This window comes from Denitrificimonas caeni, assembly GCF_027498055.1.
In the GTDB taxonomy this organism is placed as follows: Bacteria; Pseudomonadota; Gammaproteobacteria; order Pseudomonadales; family Pseudomonadaceae; genus Denitrificimonas.
On the sequence record NZ_CP114976.1, the window covers coordinates 91,451 to 108,992 of the forward strand.

13 protein-coding genes are annotated in these 17,542 nt (G+C 50.9%); 11 read left to right on the top strand and 2 right to left on the bottom strand.

Going from position 1 to position 17,542, the window contains the following annotated elements:
* Nucleotides 1-127: 127 nt before the first annotated feature.
* The 8 genes from O6P33_RS00455 to O6P33_RS00490 all read left to right on the top strand — a co-directional run bounded on the left by O6P33_RS00455 (nucleotide 128) and on the right by O6P33_RS00490 (nucleotide 9,932).
* Nucleotides 128-1,750 (top strand): acyl-CoA synthetase, encoded by a 1,623-nt coding sequence (locus O6P33_RS00455; RefSeq protein ID WP_269818302.1) that lies wholly within the window; start codon nucleotides 128-130, stop codon nucleotides 1,748-1,750.
* Nucleotides 1,751-1,853: 103 nt separating this feature from the next.
* Entirely contained in the window at nucleotides 1,854-3,230 is a 1,377-nt protein-coding gene (locus tag O6P33_RS00460; protein ID WP_269818303.1) for a solute carrier family 23 protein, read from the top strand.
* Nucleotides 3,231-3,293: 63 nt separating this feature from the next.
* Nucleotides 3,294-5,066 (top strand): acyl-CoA dehydrogenase C-terminal domain-containing protein, encoded by a 1,773-nt coding sequence (locus tag O6P33_RS00465; protein ID WP_269818304.1) that lies wholly within the window; start codon nucleotides 3,294-3,296, stop codon nucleotides 5,064-5,066.
* A 73-nt stretch (nucleotides 5,067-5,139) separates the two neighbouring features.
* On the top strand, nucleotides 5,140-6,009 hold the full coding sequence (locus O6P33_RS00470) for an MBL fold metallo-hydrolase (protein ID WP_269818305.1): 870 nt from the start codon (nucleotides 5,140-5,142) through the stop codon (nucleotides 6,007-6,009).
* A 124-nt stretch (nucleotides 6,010-6,133) separates the two neighbouring features.
* Entirely contained in the window at nucleotides 6,134-8,053 is a 1,920-nt protein-coding gene (locus tag O6P33_RS00475) for an ATP-binding cassette domain-containing protein (protein WP_269818306.1), read from the top strand.
* Nucleotides 8,050-8,619, top strand: a complete 570-nt coding sequence (locus O6P33_RS00480; RefSeq protein WP_269818307.1) for a mechanosensitive ion channel family protein — start codon at nucleotides 8,050-8,052, stop codon at nucleotides 8,617-8,619. The genes O6P33_RS00475 and O6P33_RS00480 overlap by 4 nt, the downstream gene beginning before the upstream one ends.
* A 9-nt stretch (nucleotides 8,620-8,628) precedes the next feature.
* Entirely contained in the window at nucleotides 8,629-9,390 is a 762-nt protein-coding gene (locus tag O6P33_RS00485) for a TerC family protein (RefSeq protein WP_269818308.1), read from the top strand.
* A gap of 68 nt (nucleotides 9,391-9,458) precedes the next feature.
* A complete protein-coding gene (locus O6P33_RS00490; RefSeq protein ID WP_269818309.1) occupies nucleotides 9,459-9,932 on the top strand; it encodes a YaiI/YqxD family protein in 474 nt (157 codons plus the stop codon).
* Here the strand turns inward: O6P33_RS00490 and O6P33_RS00495 are convergent.
* On the bottom strand, nucleotides 9,921-10,385 hold the full coding sequence (locus tag O6P33_RS00495; RefSeq protein WP_269818310.1) for a thioesterase family protein: 465 nt from the start codon (nucleotides 10,383-10,385) through the stop codon (nucleotides 9,921-9,923). The genes O6P33_RS00490 and O6P33_RS00495 overlap by 12 nt on opposite strands.
* 136 nt (nucleotides 10,386-10,521) lie before the next feature.
* Nucleotides 10,522-11,178: an isoprenoid biosynthesis glyoxalase ElbB gene (gene elbB / locus O6P33_RS00500; RefSeq protein WP_269818311.1), complete on the bottom strand. Its 657-nt coding sequence runs from the start codon at nucleotides 11,176-11,178 to the stop codon at nucleotides 10,522-10,524.
* A gap of 198 nt (nucleotides 11,179-11,376) precedes the next feature.
* On the opposite strand from elbB, the gene O6P33_RS00505 reads away from it, so the two are divergent.
* The 3 genes from O6P33_RS00505 to argS all read left to right on the top strand — a co-directional run bounded on the left by O6P33_RS00505 (nucleotide 11,377) and on the right by argS (nucleotide 17,542).
* Nucleotides 11,377-13,281 (top strand): DNA topoisomerase III, encoded by a 1,905-nt coding sequence (locus O6P33_RS00505; protein WP_269818312.1) that lies wholly within the window; start codon nucleotides 11,377-11,379, stop codon nucleotides 13,279-13,281.
* A 195-nt stretch (nucleotides 13,282-13,476) separates the two neighbouring features.
* The gene (locus tag O6P33_RS00510) at nucleotides 13,477-15,696 is read left to right on the top strand and encodes a primosomal protein N' (protein WP_269818313.1); all 2,220 of its coding nucleotides are present in this window, start codon (nucleotides 13,477-13,479) and stop codon (nucleotides 15,694-15,696) included.
* A gap of 103 nt (nucleotides 15,697-15,799) precedes the next feature.
* On the top strand, nucleotides 15,800-17,542 hold the full coding sequence (argS, locus tag O6P33_RS00515; RefSeq protein ID WP_269818314.1) for an arginine--tRNA ligase: 1,743 nt from the start codon (nucleotides 15,800-15,802) through the stop codon (nucleotides 17,540-17,542).

Below are 17,542 nucleotides of genomic sequence, written 5' to 3' on the forward strand. Positions count from 1 at the left end.
AAGCACTATATGACTATAGTTTATCTACCATTGCAAAAAGACAAAGCCTATAACATAGACACAAACCAACCGTATAACTCTATATCAGTTAACGGCTAGAGCTAACAATAAGCCACAGGTGTTAAATATGTCGATCTATGAACAAGGCCTTGCCCGCAACCCAGTCAATCACGTGGCCCTCAGCCCACTCAGTTTTATTGAGCGCACCGCTGCAATTTATCCAAACTACCCGGCAGTCGTCCACGGCTCCATTCGTCGTACTTGGGCACAAACCTATACCCGCTGTCGCAAGCTGGCTTCTGCGCTGACTAATCGTGGTATCGGCAAAGACGATACAGTGGCGGTGATGCTGCCCAATATTCCAGAAATGCTCGAACTGCACTTTGCCGTGCCAATGATTGGCGCAGTCATTAACACCCTCAATGTGCGCCTCGACGCAGAAGCCATTAGCTTTATGCTGCAACACGGTGAAGCCAAAGTCTTAGTGGTGGACCGTGAGTTTTGCGATGTAGCGCAAACCGCCTGCCGCATGTTGGAACACCCTCCCTTAATTATTGACGTCAATGACCCAGAGTACGGTGAGGGCAAGCCCGTCAGTGACTTGGATTATGAAGCGTTCTTAGCCGAAGGTGATCCTGAGTTTGCCTGGCAGTGGCCAGACGATGAATGGCAAGCCATTGCGCTCAATTACACCTCCGGCACCACCGGTAATCCCAAAGGTGTGGTGTACCACCACCGCGGCGCATTCCTTAATTCCATGGGCAACCAAATGACGTGGGCCATGGGTAATCATCCGGTGTATTTGTGGACCTTGCCGATGTTTCATTGCAACGGCTGGTGCTACCCCTGGACCATTACGGCCTTGGCTGGTGTGCATGTATTTTTACGCCGCGTCGATCCACAAAAAGTGCTCAATTTGATTCGCGATGAGCAAGTCACCCATATGTGCAGTGCGCCTATTGTGCTGCAAGCCTTAGTTAATATGCCCGCCGAAGCCAAAGCGGCGATTGAACACCCAGTTAAAGCGATGGTGGCCGGTGCCGCGCCGCCAGCACAAGTCATTGGTGCGGTGGAAGCCATGGGCATTGAAGTCACCCACGTCTACGGCCTGACTGAAGTCTACGGCCCAGTCACCTTGTGCGCATGGCATGAAGAGTGGAATGACCTGCCTTTAGAAGAGAAAGCAGTGATTAAATCCCGCCAAGGTGTGCGTTACCCAACCCTAGAAGGGGTCATGGTTGCTGACCCGAAAACACTCGCGCCAACCCCAAAAGACGGGCAAACCATCGGCGAAATCTTTATGCGCGGCAATACCGTGATGAAGGGCTACCTGAAAAACCCAACGGCCACCCACGAAGCTTTTGAGGGCGGCTGGTTCCATACCGGTGACTTAGCCGTATGGCATGCCGATGGTTATGTGGAAATTAAAGACCGCTCCAAAGATATCATCATTTCTGGTGGCGAAAACATCTCCACCATTGAAGTGGAAGGCGTGCTCTATCACCACCCTGCAGTATTAGAAGCAGCAGTGGTGGCGCGTCCAGATACTCATTGGGGCGAAACTCCTTGCGCCTTTATTGCGTTAAAAGCCGGCCAAGAACATATCACCGCGGAAGCCATTATGAGTTTTTGCCGCGAGCATTTAGCCGCATTTAAAGTGCCAAAAACCGTGGTATTTACCCAACTGCCAAAAACCTCAACGGGAAAAATCCAAAAATTCGTCCTGCGTGAAAACGCTAAAGCGCTATAACAACAGGTTAAAAAACCTGCACTTACAACAACAATAAAACTAAACCTGTGCAGTCTCACACTTGATCAAGGTCGCGGCACAGGTCTCTTAAGAGGCTTTAACTATGCAACTTTATCAACGTAAAGACGGTGAAGAACAACCTTATTGGCCAGCAGGCCCGTTTAAAGTACGCCTGCCGTTTATCCACTACCGCTGGGAAACCGCAGAAATGTTCCAAGCCCTGATCATGTTTGTGGTCAGTCTGGGCATGATTCCGCTGTTAGAAAAATACTTAGGCTTGCCCTACGACGTGGCTCTGGCCTATGTCACTGTCTGTGGTATTGGCTTTATGCTGCCGGCGCTGCTAGGTGTGCCTTTTGTGCCGGGCTGGATTACCCCGGGTATCCCTGTGGTATTGCTGTTCCTCGGTGATTACGAGCCAGGCCCAGAAGCGATTCAAGCTTTGTTTGCTCTGCAGTTTCTGGTCTTTGTAGTTTTCCTTGTCCTTGGCATCACTCGGCTGGGCAGCGCTTTAGTGCGTATTATTCCCAACTCAATGAAAGGCGGCATCATTATTGGCGCAGGTATCGCGGCTTTAATTGGTGAGATTGATGCGGGCGGGCGTCTAGCTAACACGCCTATCTCGTTAGTGATCGGCAGCTTGGTGTGTTTGTATCTGATGTTCTCCGTGTCTTTTCGCGGCCTCACGGATCGCTTGCCCATTGCCCGTAAAATAGTCAACTACGGCATGGTACCCGGCATGCTGATCGCTATTTTTACCGGTATCGCAGTGGGTGAATACAGTATGCCGGATGTGCGCTTTGGTATTACTGCACCAGCCTTCTCTGAGATGTGGAACTACCTGCCATTTACCCTGGGCTTCCCTGATGCCAAGGTCTTTATGCTGGCCATACCTACCGCGGTAATTGCTTACATCATCGCCTTTGGTGACATCATTGTCGGTCAGTCTTTGATGCAACGTGCCGATGAGTTGCGCACCGATGAAAAAATCGAAAACAACATAGACCGTGTACACCTCGTTACCGCACTGCGTAACGCCATTCATGCTTTCTTTGCGCCCTACCCTGGTTTGGCTGGTCCGCTGTGGACAGCCGTTGCCGCAACCATGGCCGAGCGTTATAAGTACGGCCGCAAAGCCATGGAGTCGATCTATAGCGGTGGCGGTACTTTTTGGATCACCGGTTTCCTTGCCCTATTTATGCTGCCGTTAGTGACCTTTTTCCAGCCGGTGCTGCCAATTGCCTTATCACTGACCTTGGTCCTCACCGGCTATATTTGCTTGATGGTGGGTTTTGAACAGCTCAATAACAACACCGAGCGCGGCATTGCCGGAACCATGGGCGTAGTGCTGGCGGTATATGGTGCAGGTTGGGGTTTAGCGGCCGGTGCAGTGCTGTACTTGTTAATTGAACGCACCCATTTACTGAAATTCACCACCATTCCTCCTGCCCAAACAACAGAAACAAAACCTGAAGAATAATCGCTCACCTGCCTTTGGTAGCTGGCTTCAAACAGCAGCTACCACAACCCAATAGGATAGTTTATGTCTGACTACAACGCCCCTTTGCGCGACTTACGCTTTGTCCTGCACGAAGTTTTTAATGCCTCAGAGGTTTGGGCGCAATTACCGCAACTGCAAGAAACCGTGGATAGCGAAACCGCCGATGCCATTTTAGAAGAAGCCGCCAAAGTGACCGGCCAACTGATCGCACCACTGAGCCGCAATGGCGATGAACAAGGCGCGCAGTGGGACAATGGCATCGTCACTACGCCCGATGGTTTTAAAGAGGCTTACAACACTTACATTGAAGGCGGCTGGGTCGGCTTATCCGGTAATCCTGCCTATGGCGGCATGGGCATGCCCAAAATGCTCTCGGTGCAGTTTGAAGAAATGCTCTACGCTGCGGATTCAAGCTTTGCCCTGTACTCTGCCCTCACTTCAGGTGCCTGTTTGGCCATTGATGCCCATGCCAGCGAAGCGTTGAAAAACACCTATTTACCACCACTGTATGCAGGCCGTTGGGCTGGGGTGATGTGCTTAACTGAAGCCCATGCCGGTACAGACTTAGGCTTGATTCGCACCCGTGCCACGGAAAACAGCGACGGCAGCTACAAGATTACCGGTAGCAAAATATTTATTACTGGTGGCGAGCAAGACCTGACTGAAAACATCATTCACTTAGTCCTGGCCAAACTGCCGAATGCGCCCGAAGGTGCTCGCGGTATTTCGTTATTTTTAGTACCAAAAATCAACGTCAATACCGATGGCTCGCTCGGTAACGCCAATGCGGTGACTTGCGGTTCCATCGAGCACAAAATGGGCATCAAAGCTTCCGCCACCTGCGTGATGAACTTTGATGACGCCAAAGGTTACTTAGTTGGCGAGCCAAATAAAGGCCTCGCAGCAATGTTTACCATGATGAACTACGAGCGTTTATCCATTGGTATTCAGGGCATTGGCTGCGCAGAAACCTCGTACCAACGGGCTGCCGACTATGCCCGCGAACGGATTCAAAGCCGCGCAGCCACTGGGGTGCAAAACCCCGAACAAACTGCCGACCCCATTATCGTGCATGCCGATGTGCGCCGTATGCTGCTGACCATGAAAAGCATGACGGAAGGCAGCCGCGCCTTTGCTTGTTATGTTGGTAAACAATTGGATATTGCCAAATTCAGCCCTGACCCCGTATTGGCTGAGCAAGCGCAAGATTTAGTCGCATTACTCACGCCGGTGACTAAAGCATTTTTCACTGATACCGGTTTAGAAAGCTGTATCCACGGCCAGCAAGTGTTTGGCGGTCATGGCTATGTGCGCGAGTGGGGCCAAGAGCAATTGGTCCGCGATGTGCGTATTGCACAAATCTATGAAGGCACCAATGGCATTCAAGCGCTGGATTTAGTGGGGCGTAAAATCGTTGCCAACCGCGGCGAATACTTAACCGCCTTTACTCAGCGGATTCGTGAGCAGGCCAGCCAGCCAGAGACTTTATACAGCGCAGAAGTGCTATCGGCAGTCGCACGTTTAGAAAGCGTCAGCCAATGGTTGCTAGAAAAAGCTGCCGACGACAAGAACGAAGTGGGCGCAGCCTCGGTTGAATACCTGCACCTGTTTGGCTATGTGGCTTACGCGTGGATGTGGTCGCGGATGGCCACCGCAGCGCAAAAAAACCATGCACAAGAGCCCGATTTTTATAGCGCCAAACTGGCCACTGCTGACTTTTATTTCAGCCGTATGTTGCCGCGCACGCTCAGCCTCGAAACCAGCATTAAAGCCGGTAGCGAACCTTTGTATGGGTTAGCCGCAGAACAGTTTTAGAACAGATTAGCCAGCCCTGCAGCATCAGCGTTGCAAGGCTGGCCAGATACTAAAGATAAGGAGCACAACAATAATGAGAACCTTAACTACCCTCCAAGGCAACAGCCAAAAGCTGGATGGCGGTGCGATGTTTGGTAATGCACCCAAAGCGCTGTGGCAGCGCTGGATGCAGCCCGATGAGCTAAACCGTATCGACCTCGGTTGCCGCGCCCTTTTAGTACAGGAAGCCGAGCGTAATATTTTAATTGAAACTGGGATTGGCGCTTTTTTCTCACCGGAGATGAAAGAGCGTTTTGGCGTGCAAGAAAGCCATCACGTGCTACTCGACAGTCTCGCCGAGCAAGACCTGAGCCACACCGACATTGATCTGGTGGTGCTCACTCACCTGCACTTTGACCACGCAGGCGGCTTACTGTCTGCTTGGCAGGAAGGGCAACCGGCGCAACTGCTGTTCCCCAACGCACAATACCTGACCGGCCAAGGCCAATGGCAGCGCGCCAATAATCCCCACGCCCGCGACCGTGCATCCTATATCCCTGAACTACTCGCCCTACTCAAAGACTGTGGCCGCTTACATTTGGTGGCAGATGACAGCCCGAACCACCCACTGCTGGGCGAAGGTTGGCGTTTGCATTGGAGCCATGGCCATACACCGGGGCAAATGCTGCCAGAAGTCGCGATGCCCGACGGCCCAGTAGTTTTCCCCGGTGATTTAGTGCCCGGCGCACCTTGGGTGCATCTACCGATCACCATGGGTTACGACCGTTTCCCCGAAGGCTTGATCGAAGAAAAACAAGCGCTACTGGATGACCTGTACGCACGCAACGGACGTTTAGTTTTCACCCATGATCCGGCGGTCGCCATTGGCACCATCAGCCGTGATGAACGAGGCCGCTACAGCATTAATAACCCTGCGGTTGCCGTAGAAAAAATCGCCAGTTAATCAGCCTTGTTACCCAGTTTAGGTAGCCATTCACGCGGCTGCCTAAGCTAACCTGCGAGCAACATTGACTAAATATCTCTTAGCACATATTGGTAACCGCGGCGAAACTGCTAAACTGCGCGGTATGATACGAATCTCAGAACTTACCTTACAACGCGGCCCACTACGCTTACTGGAAAATGCAGAATTAACCCTGCACCCAGGGCATAAAGTCGGCTTAATTGGTGCCAATGGTGCCGGTAAATCCAGCTTATTTGCCTTGCTACGCGGTAAATTACACCCCGATGCCGGCGAGTGCGAGTTACCCGCCACTTGGCGTATTGCCCATATGCGCCAAGAAATTGATGCGCCTGAACGCAGCGCCATTGATTATGTGCTCGATGGTGACACGCTGCTACGGAACATTCAGCAACGTTTAGCCAAAGCCGAGGAGCAACAAGACGGTGCAGAACTAGGACGCTTACACTCCGAGCTAGACAGCGCCGATGCTTACACAGCGGATGCCCGCGCGCGCAAACTACTCGCTGGTTTGGGTTTTCTTGAAAAGCAAATGGATAACCAAGTCAACAGCTTCTCGGGTGGTTGGCGTATGCGCTTAAACCTTGCCCAAGCCTTGATGTGCCCATCAGACCTACTGCTGCTCGATGAGCCCACTAACCACTTGGATTTGGATGCTATTTTATGGCTCGAAGGTTGGCTGCAAAACTATCCCGGTACCCTACTGCTTATCTCCCATGACCGCGACTTTTTAGACTCAGTGGTTGGTCATATTGTCCATGTGGAGCAACAACAGTTAGTCCTTTACAGTGGTGGCTATACGGCTTTTGAGCGAGCGCGTGCTGAACGCATCATGCAACAACAAAAAGCCCACGAAAAACAGCAAGCGCAACGGGCGCATATGGAAGACTTTATCCGCCGCTTTAAAGCCAAAGCCACTAAAGCACGGCAAGCACAAAGTCGCATTAAAGCCTTGGAACGCATGGAAGAGTTGGCCCCGGCGCATTTTGACTCGCCCTTCAATTTTATTTTCCGTGAAGCCGATAAGGTTTCCAGCCCTCTACTGGACCTCAATGAAGCCGTTCTGGGCTATAGCGCAACACAACCCATTTTAAGCAAGGTGAAACTGCAATTAGTGCCCGGTGCGCGCATTGCTTTGCTTGGTCCCAATGGTGCTGGTAAATCAACCCTGATCAAAAGCATTATGAATGATTTACCCTTGTTGTCCGGCACTTTAACCAGCGGTGAGAACTTGGTGGTTGGCTATTTTGCGCAGCACCAACTGGACTCTTTAGATCCAAAAGCCAGCCCACTGCTCCACGTGCAACGTATTGCCCCTAATGAGCGCGAGCAAGTATTACGCGATTTTCTTGGTGGCTTTGACTTCCGTGGTAAACGTTGCGACGAGCCGGTAGTGAATTTTTCTGGTGGCGAAAAAGCCCGCTTAGCCTTGGCACTGATTGCCTGGGGCAAACCCAATCTATTGCTGCTCGATGAGCCAACCAACCACCTCGACTTAGAAATGCGCCAAGCCTTGAGTATGGCACTGCAAGATTTCTCCGGCGCATTATTGTTGGTTTCCCACGACCGTCACCTGATTAAAAGCACTGTGGATGAGTTGTACCTCGTGGCCGAAGGACGTGTGCAAGAGTTTGCCGGTGACCTTGAGGACTACAGCAAATGGCTCAGTGATTACCGTCTGCGCCAGCAATCTGCAGCAGCACCGCCAAGCGAGCCCGCTGCTGATAAAGTTGATCGCCGCTCGCAACGTCAAGCCGCAGCTGAAATGCGCAAACAATTAGCCCCCTTGCGCAAGCAGGCCGAGACCTTAGAAAAACAATTGGATCGCATGCAACACGAGTTACTAGCTTTAGAGACGCTACTGGCCGATAACAGCCTTTATGAGCAAGATAAAAAAGAGCAGCTTAAGGACTGTTTAAGCAAACAAAGTCAGTTACTCCAGCAGCAAGCGCAAGTGGAAGAAACCTGGCTCAATAGCCTAGAAGAACTAGAATTATTGCAAAGTGAACTTGAGGCAAGTGTATGACGCAGTGGTTTGAAGAGTGGGCAGTGGACTGGATTAGTCTGCTGGTGCCCGGCACACAGGTTTTATTAATTGCCTTGGCAGCGTGGTTATTGCAACGCTTATTAGCCCGTGGCCTGACCAGTTTAGCCGGCCGATACCATATGCCGCCCAGCATGTTACTGCCGTTGCGCGGGGCCATCCGCTGGCTCGTCATTGGCAGTGCCTTATTAATGATTCTAGAGCGTTTTGGCGTGTCGGCCAGTGTACTCTGGACCGCCCTCACCGGTTTCTTAGCGGTGGCCGCGCTGGCATTTTTTGCCATCTGGAGCGTGCTGTCGAATATCTTTTGTGCAGCCTTAATTTTTACCGTTGGCCCGTTTCGGCTCGGTGACCGTGTTGAGGTCATGGAAAGCGCCGATAAGCCCGGTGTTAAAGGCCGCGTGGTCACTATTAACGTGTTTTATACCACCCTCGAAGACCTAACTGAAGGCCATGAAGGCGCGCTGTTGCAAATCCCCAACAGTCTGTTTTTCCAAAAAGTCATACGCCGCTGGCGTGGCCCTGAACTTCCCCAACCCAAAGAGTAATCACCCTATATGGAATGGCTTACTAACCCAGAAATCTGGATTGCTTTTTTCACCCTAACAGCATTAGAAATTGTCCTTGGCATCGACAATATTATTTTCATTTCGATTCTGGTCAGTCGTTTGCCGCTGCATCAGCAAGCTAAAGGCCGCATCATCGGCTTAAGCCTGGCGATGGGCACACGCATTTTACTGTTGCTGTCGATCACTTGGATTATGCGCCTGACCAATAATCTTTTTGTGGTGCTGGAGCATGGGGTGTCTGGGCGTGATTTGATTTTGTTTTTCGGTGGTTTATTCCTGTTATTTAAAAGCACCATTGAGATTTGGCACAGCGTTGAAGGTGAAGCAGAAGCTGAACATGGCAGCAGCGTTAAAGCAGGCTTTGTTAGCGTAATTCTGCAGATAGCTGTCATTGATATTATTTTCTCACTGGACTCGGTGATTACTGCGGTAGGTTTAGTCCAGCATGTGCCAGTGATGATTGCCGCGATTATTATTTCTATTGCGGTGATGATGCTGGCTGCCAGCACTATCAGTAACTTTATTAATAAACACCCATCGCTGAAAGTTTTAGCCTTATCGTTTCTGATCGTGGTGGGTACTTTATTAATTGCTGAAGCCTTTGGTGTGCACGTACCTAAAGGTTATATCTACTTTGCTATGGCGTTCTCACTGGGCGTGGAAGCGCTCAATATTAAAATGCGCAACGCGATGAAAAATAAGCGCAACTCTCCTGCCGCGAAGCAGGCCCAATCAGAGTCAGAACCCTAGACAATGCCTATCTCATTAACACGCCTCAGCGCTAAGCTGCGCTGGGGGCCGACACAGGAGTTGTTTGTATGCGCGTCTGGATTGATGCCGATGCCTGCCCACGCTTAGCCCGTGACCAAGTGATTAAATTTGCCTTAAAGCGTAAGTTCTCAGTGATGTTAGTGGCTGGACAGGCACAGCCGCGACCAAACTTTGCTTGCGTGCAGCTCATTATCGTACCTAGCGGCCCAGATGCCGCAGATGACTATATTGTTGAGCATGTCGCCGCCAATGAGTTAGTGATTTGCAGCGATATTCCGCTGGCAGATCGCCTGATTAAAAAGCAGGCAATTGCCCTTGATCCACGCGGGGAAGAGTTTACAGAACGCAATATGGGCGACCGTTTAGCCATGCGTAATTTATTCACTGATTTACGTGAGCAAGGACAAATGAGCGGTGGCCAACGGGCCTATGATGAACGCGACAAGCAAGCCTTTGCTAATGCCCTGGATCGGATTTTGACCCGCCTTGCGCGCTTACCCAGTACTACATCAACCGACTAAATACGTACCGGTGCCCACCGCTATTAAATAACCCGCATCGTTATGCAGCTCGGTGCGCACCACCGCAACCTTATTACCGGCACGCAATAAAGTGGCCACCGCATCAAAGCGCTGACCACGCCCAGGCCTTAAGTAATCCACGCGCATATCAATGGTGCCCAGTTTCGATAAGCTCATCATGCGCTCCACTGCGGGAAGCTCTGGAAGGCGCTGAAAAGCACCAATCAACGCCATAGCGCCGCCGGCCACATCCAAAATGGAAGCAATCACGCCACCGTGCAAAATCCCTTGAATATGATTGCCCACCAACTCCTCACGCATCGACACATGCATGCGTACGGCTTCGGTAGATAACGAATCCACCTGAATACCCACCAGATGATTAAAAGGAATTTGATCAAAGAAATACTGCGCCGCCTGCAATAACTCTGGGGCTAACTCTGTTGCGCTCATAAGTGTTGAATCCTACGTTTGCTGCTGCATTGCGGCCTGCAACATTGCACATACCGCCACAACAGCTTTATTTTTATTATTTAATTGACCCTATAACAGCGCTTGCCCAGCGAGTCAGGCAAACGCTGCATGCTGCTTACTTCACCATGCTGAGTACTTGCGCAACCAACTTATTAATACCCTTTGCGGCTTCGCTCAAGGATTCAGTCAGCATATAAGCCGGCGTAGTAACCAAACGATGGGTTTCATCCACAACAATAGCATCCACCGAGGTGTTTTCATGCTGTGCACCCATTTGCGTAATCACCGCTGCGGTGCTTTCATCGTTACCAATGGTGCAACGTACGCCCGCACCATAGATTTTCGCTGATAGCGCTGGTGAAATACAAATCAAACCCACAGGCTTTTTAGCCTCTTTAAACTGCAAAATCGCCTGTAAAGTGTCTGCTTGTACCGTGCAATCCGCACCTTTACTGGCAAAATCCGATAAGTTGCTGGCCACACCAAAACCGCCGGGTAGAATCAGCGCATCAAAATCTGCGGCCTGCAATTCACGCACATCACGGGACTTACCTCGGGTAATACGTCCCGACTCAACCAACACATTACGCTGTTCGTCCATTGGTTCATTCGTCTGGTGGTTAATAACAGCGGCTTGCTTGATGTCTGGGGCAAAAAACTCCACTTTAGCGCCGTGCTGATCAAGGCTTAATGCCGTCAACACCGTTTCATTAATTTCTGCGCCATCAAAGACACCACATCCAGATAAGATGATCGCTACTTTTTTGCTCATGACGCTCTCCTAATTCATTAAAACAGGCGTTTATTCATACCATGCTGCAGTGTTTTACGCCAATGAGATTGAGCAACGCAAGTCATCTACAATAGTCACTGCAGACAAAGCCTTATCTGCAGCTATAGTTAATAACAGCGGCCAATCCATAGACTGGCGCCGTTAAGTTTGCTGCTGCCCTAGTGAGTAGATATTTAAGTGATTGTTTACATAGCGGAAAAACCCAGTGTTGGTCGCGCCGTAGCGGGCGTATTACCCAAGCCGCATCGTGCTGGTGATGGTTTTATAACTGTTGCCAATGGTGATGTGGTGACCTGGTGCATCGGTCATTTGCTGGAGCAAGCTGAACCCGATGCTTATGACCCAGAGTATAAAAAGTGGCGTAAAGAGCACCTCCCCATAGTGCCCAAGCAGTGGCAGCATCAGGTTAAACCGGCCACGCGCAAGCAGTTGAATGTGGTAAAAAAACTGATTAAGCAAGCCGATGTTTTGGTCAATATGGGCGATCCAGATCGGGTTGGCCAAATTTTGGTCGATGAAGTGATCAACTACAGCGGTGTGTCGAAAGAAAAACGCCTAGCGGCGCAGCGCTGTTTAATTAGTGACATGAACCCTGCAGCCATAAAACGCTCATTAAATGATTTGCGCCGCAATAGCGACTTTATTCCACTGGCCACCTCTGCATTAGCCCGCGCCCGCGCGGACTGGTTGTACGGCATCAATATGACGCGGCTGTGTACTTTGCAGGGTCAGGCTTCCGGCTATCAAGGAGTGCTCTCGGTGGGGCGGGTGCAAACGCCCATTCTCGGTTTGGTGGTGCATCGCGATCTTGAAATTGAAAATTTTGTCAGCAAGCCTTTTTGCGAGGTGTTTATTGAGCTGACCACTGCGCAAAATCAAACCTATATGGCCAAATGGCAACCCAGCGCCGCTTGCGCGCCCTATATGGATGAAGATGGTCGGGTACTGCTGAAAAAGTTAGCCGAAACAGTCTTAAACAAAGTACTCAACCAGCCGGGCACAGTGCTGGCAGTGAGCGAAAGCATCAAGAAGCAAGCCGCACCACTGCCCTATAATCTGTCAACTCTGCAAATTGATGCTTCAAAGCGCTTTAACTTTAATGCGCAAAAGACTCTCGACATCTGCCAAAAGCTTTATGAAACCCACAAGCTCATCACCTACCCACGCTCCGATTGCCGTTATCTACCCAAAGGGCATTACAACGATAAAGACTCAGTGACTCAGGCTATTGCGCAAACCAGCTCGGCACTGGTTAAGGCAGTGCAGCAGGCGGATTTATCCCTGCAATCCAAAGCTTGGAATGACAGTAAAGTCAGCGCTCACCACGCCATTATCCCCACCAGCCGCGCACTGGCTGCCAGCCGCTTATCCGCCGATGAGCAAAAAATCTACGAGTTAGTTGCGCGGCAATACCTTATGCAGTTTTATCCGCCTTTTACGTATCAAGAAAAACAAATTGACACTGAAGTGGCTGGTGGTCTGTTTATTAGCCGGCAAAAAGAAGTGCTCAGCCAAGGTTGGAAAGCATTGTTGCCTGCACGCCAAAGCCAAGAACACGAGCAAGAGTTTTCTGCGGCAAAACTGCCCAACCTAGCTCAAGGTGATCACGTGCAATGTACCGCCGCTCGTTTGGATGACAAACAAACCAGCCCGCCCAAGCACTTTACTGATGCTTCTTTGCTCTCAGCCATGACCGGCATTGCCCGTTATGTGTCTGACCCTGAAATCAAGAAGGTTTTGCGCGACACCGACGGCCTTGGCACCGAAGCCACCCGCGCAGGGATTATTGAGCTGCTATTTAAGCGCGGCTTTTTAAGCAAGCAGGGTAAAGAGATCCGCGCCACCGCAGTGGGTCGACGCTTAGTATTGGCTCTGCCAGAAATCATGGTACGCCCAGATATGACTGCGCATTGGGAATCACAGCTGGAAGCCATTGCGCAAAAGCACATCAGCTATAGCCAGTTTATGGCGCCCATGCTCGATGGACTGCACAAGCTCATAGAGCAAGTCAGCCAGATTCGCTTTAGCGGCTTGCAAGGCCAGGGTAAAGCTCCGCGCAGAAAAAGAACAAGCAAGCGCTAGAGGCTAAGACATAAAAACACAATTACAAACCATGAATAACTTAAAGCTGATTTTTCATCTAAAACCAAAGCAAAGCTTATGCTTGCCTCTAGGTCCATGCCCTGATATCAATTGGCCTTGCTCTCTATGTGCTCACCCTAAACATCTTCCTAACTGATGCGCTAAGATAACCCTTCTCAAGCCAAGGGTGCTGCTGTGTCCGAACTGTATTTACGTATTGCCTTGCCTTCCCCATTACGGCGGTTGTTTGACTACCGTGCTCCTGCGCACATTGCAGCGAACGCATGGCAGCCTGGCGTGCGGGTGCGGGTGCCTTTTGGGCGACGTGAGTTAATCGGTATTCTGGTTGAGACAGCCACTGCAACGACAGTGCCAGCCAACAAAATCAAAGATGCCTTGGCGTTACTGGATACACAGCCGTTATTGCCCGCCAATATGATGCGTTTGTGTATCTGGACCGCGCAGTACTATCAACACAGCTTAGGCGATACCTTTAGCTGGGCACTGCCCACATTATTACGCCAAGGCGAACCTGCAGAAGCACGCCAGCAAAAAATATGGCTGGCGAAACTACCGCTTAATTTGGACGACCCGCTGTTAACCCGCGCGCCAAAGCAGCTGCAGGCGTTAAAAGTTTTGGCGCAGCACAGCCAAGGCATTGCCCATGAGCGCCTTGAACATTTTGCTATCAGTAAAGACAGCATTGCTGCCCTGCTGAAAAAAGACTTAGTCAGCCAGCAAGTCCGTCAATTGCAAGATTTAGCCCATAAAAAACCCAGCCTTGCCCAGCCTGAATTGCCGCTGAATGATGAGCAACAAGCCGCTTTTAATGCCATCCACGCCAACAACCAAGAATACAAAGCCTACTTATTAGCCGGCGTCACCGGCAGCGGTAAAACCGAAGTGTATTTGCAACTGATCCGTGAAGCCTTAGCCGCTGGCAAACAGGTGCTGGTGCTGATTCCAGAAATCAATCTTGGCCCACAAACCCTCGAGCGTTTTACTAAACGCTTTAATGCGCGTATTGCTTTATTGCACTCCAACGTCAACGACCGCGAGCGGCTTGAAGCTTGGCTAGCGGCGCGTTCCGGCCATGCAGATATTATTATTGGTACCCGCTCAGCATTGTTTACTCCACTGCAACGGCTTGGCTTAATCATTATTGATGAAGAGCACGACACTTCATACAAGCAACAAGAAGGCTTGCGCTACCACGCTCGCGATTTGGCCTTGGTGCGCGCCCGCGCAGCCAATGTGCCGATTGTTTTAGGTTCGGCCACGCCCTGTTTAGAAAGCTTACATAACGCCCACAGTGGTCGTTTTGCCTTATTGCGCTTAACGCGGCGCGCCGGTGGTGCCAGCCAGCCCAAGTTTATTCGTTTAGATGTGCGCAGCTTGCCACTGGATTCTGGTATCAGTGCGCCGCTGCAAAAAGAAATCCGTAAAACCCTAGAAGCTGGCCAGCAAGTCTTGGTGTTTCTCAACCGCCGCGGTTTCGCCCCAGTATTGATGTGTAATGACTGTGGCTGGATGAGCCAATGTGCAGAGTGCGATGCACGTTTAACCTTTCACCAACGTTACAACGAATTACGCTGCCACCACTGCGGACACATTGAAGCCCGTCCACACAATTGCCCCGAGTGCAGTAAAGTTGATTTACGCCCGATTGGCGCTGGCACCGAGCGTGCTGAAGAGCGCTTGCAAATTCTTTTTCCAGATACTCCAGTGCTGCGTATCGACCGCGATAGCACCTCACGCAAGGGGGCAATGGATACGTTATTGACCACCATTGGCAGCGGCGAACCCTGCATTATGATTGGTACTCAGATGCTAGCGAAGGGGCATCACTTTCCGCGGGTGACTTTGGTGGCCATTTTAAATGCCGATGGCGGTTTATTTTCCGCAGATTTTCGAGCCAGCGAGCGCATGGCACAATTAATAGTGCAAGTGGCCGGGCGCGCAGGCCGCGCTGGTGATCCGGGCCGTGTTATTATCCAAAGCCAACTGGCTGATCACCCTCTACTGGTGCAACTGAGCGAGCAGGGCTATTTTGCCTTTGCCGAACAAGCTCTCAGCGAACGTCGCGCCACTAGCCTGCCGCCCTTTAGCTATTTAGCCCTACTGCGGGCCGATGCATTAAAAGCTGAGTTAGCCGACAATTTTTTAGAAGATGCGTACAGTATTGCTGAACAGTTGGTTACACAACTGGCTATCCAAGGCGTGGAATTACTAGGGCCAATTGCTTCGCCAATGGAGCGCCGCGCTGGCCGCTATCGTGCACAACTATTAATTCAGGCCAATAGCCGTGCGCAATTACACCGTTTATTAACCCCTTTATGCAGCAATCTAGAAAACTTAGCCAGTGCGCGGCAAAGCCGCTGGTCAATGGATGTAGACCCAGTGGATTTATTTTAAAGCACAGCAGATGACGTCTGACGCTTGAAGCAAGCGCGTTGGGCGTCGATAATAGACCGTTTATTCAGCGATCATTCGCGATTCGCCTTCGTTAAGAGAAATTATGAAAGACAGTATCCGCAATCTGATTCAGCACGCAGTCAATCAACTTACCAGCGAAGGTATCCTTCCAGAAGAGTTTGTGGCCAATATTCAGGTGGAAAACACGCGGGATAAAACCCACGGTGACTTCGCCAGCAATATTGCCATGATGCTCGCTAAGCCGGCCAAAATGAAACCGCGCGATCTGGCCGAACTGTTAATTAAAGCCTTACCAGCTGACCCACAAATCAGTGAAGTGGCCATTGCTGGCCCCGGCTTTTTAAACTTTTTCCAAAATCATGCCGCGCTGGCTCAGCGCCTTGATCAAGCTTTAGCGGATAACCATATTGGTGTACCCCTGCAGCAGCCGGCACAGCGTGTGGTGGTCGATTTATCCTCGCCCAACCTTGCCAAAGAAATGCATGTGGGCCATTTACGCTCCACTATTATTGGCGATGCCGTGGCGCGAGTTTTAGAGTTTTTAGGCAACGATGTCATTCGGCAAAACCACGTGGGCGATTGGGGCACCCAGTTTGGGATGCTACTGGCCTACTTGCTAGAAAACCCCAGCGCCAAAGAAACTCAGCTGGCCGACTTAGAAGAATTCTACCGCGCGGCTAAGCAGCGTTTTGATGAGTCACCTGAGTTTGCCGAACATGCCCGTGGTTTAGTGGTCAAACTGCAAGCCGGTGATCCTGAATGCTTGCGCTTATGGCAGCAATTCAATGAAGTTTCTCTGAGCCACTGCCAAGAACTCTATGACCGCTTAGGCGTTAAACTCAGCATGGCTGATGTGCGCGGCGAGAGTTCTTACAACCCCGAGTTGGCTGATATTGTTGCCAGTCTGCGCGAGAAAGGCCTGCTGACAGAAGATGCAGGCGCGCAGTGTGTGTTTTTAGAACAGTTTAAAAATGCTGAAGACAAGCCTTTGCCAGTTATCGTGCAGAAAGCCGATGGTGGTTATCTATACTCCACGACAGACTTGGCGGCGATGCGCTACCGCAGCCAGACGTTACAGGCCGATCGAGCACTGTATTTTGTTGACCAACGCCAAGCGCTGCACTTTCAAATGGTCTTTGCTGTGGCACGCCGTGCCGAGTTTGTTCACCCAGCAATGCAGCTTGAGCACATGGGTTTCGGCACCATGAATGGCCCAGATGGTCGCCCCTTTAAAACCCGTGATGGCGGCACCGTGAAGCTGGTTGATTTGCTCAATGAAGCAGAGCAGCGGGCCTATGCACTGGTCAAAGAGAAGAACCCTGAGTTGGCGCAGAGCGAACTGCACAGCATTGCCCAAGCTGTGGGTATTGGTGCAGTCAAATATGCTGACTTAAGCAAGCACCGCAGCAGTGATTACAGTTTTAACTTTGAGCAAATGCTGAGTTTTGAAGGCAACACCGCGCCATACTTGCTGTACGCCTACACCCGTGTTGCCAGTGTATTTAGACGCACTGATTTCACCATGAACTCGGCACTACCGGGCAGCATTGCCCTCAATAGCGAAGCAGAACAAGCCTTGGCTGCCACCCTGCAACGTTTTGCTGAAGTACTGTATAACATCGCCGACAAGGGTACACCGCACATTCTCTGTACCTATTTGTATGAGCTGGCTGGCCAGTTTTCGAGCTTTTATGAGAACTGTCCAATTTTATCAGCCGACGATGAAACCACTCGCCACAGCCGCTTACGCCTTGCTGCCCTGACTGGCCGCACGCTGAAACAAGGCTTAGAGCTGCTGGGCTTAAAGACTTTGGAGCGTATGTAA

Excerpts from the sequence above, each read along its gene's own strand:
- O6P33_RS00455 (WP_269818302.1), top strand. The coding sequence starts at position 128 with ATGTCGATCTATGAACAAGGCCTTGCCCGCAACCCAGTCAATCACGTG.
- O6P33_RS00460 (WP_269818303.1), top strand. The coding sequence starts at position 1,854 with ATGCAACTTTATCAACGTAAAGACGGTGAAGAACAACCTTATTGGCCA.
- O6P33_RS00465 (WP_269818304.1), top strand. The coding sequence starts at position 3,294 with ATGTCTGACTACAACGCCCCTTTGCGCGACTTACGCTTTGTCCTGCAC.
- O6P33_RS00470 (WP_269818305.1), top strand. The coding sequence starts at position 5,140 with ATGAGAACCTTAACTACCCTCCAAGGCAACAGCCAAAAGCTGGATGGC.
- O6P33_RS00475 (WP_269818306.1), top strand. The coding sequence starts at position 6,134 with ATGATACGAATCTCAGAACTTACCTTACAACGCGGCCCACTACGCTTA.
- O6P33_RS00480 (WP_269818307.1), top strand. The coding sequence starts at position 8,050 with ATGACGCAGTGGTTTGAAGAGTGGGCAGTGGACTGGATTAGTCTGCTG.
- O6P33_RS00485 (WP_269818308.1), top strand. The coding sequence starts at position 8,629 with ATGGAATGGCTTACTAACCCAGAAATCTGGATTGCTTTTTTCACCCTA.
- O6P33_RS00490 (WP_269818309.1), top strand. The coding sequence starts at position 9,459 with ATGCGCGTCTGGATTGATGCCGATGCCTGCCCACGCTTAGCCCGTGAC.
- O6P33_RS00495 (WP_269818310.1), bottom strand. The coding sequence starts at position 10,385 with ATGAGCGCAACAGAGTTAGCCCCAGAGTTATTGCAGGCGGCGCAGTAT.
- elbB (WP_269818311.1), bottom strand. The coding sequence starts at position 11,178 with ATGAGCAAAAAAGTAGCGATCATCTTATCTGGATGTGGTGTCTTTGAT.
- argS (WP_269818314.1), top strand. The coding sequence starts at position 15,800 with ATGAAAGACAGTATCCGCAATCTGATTCAGCACGCAGTCAATCAACTT.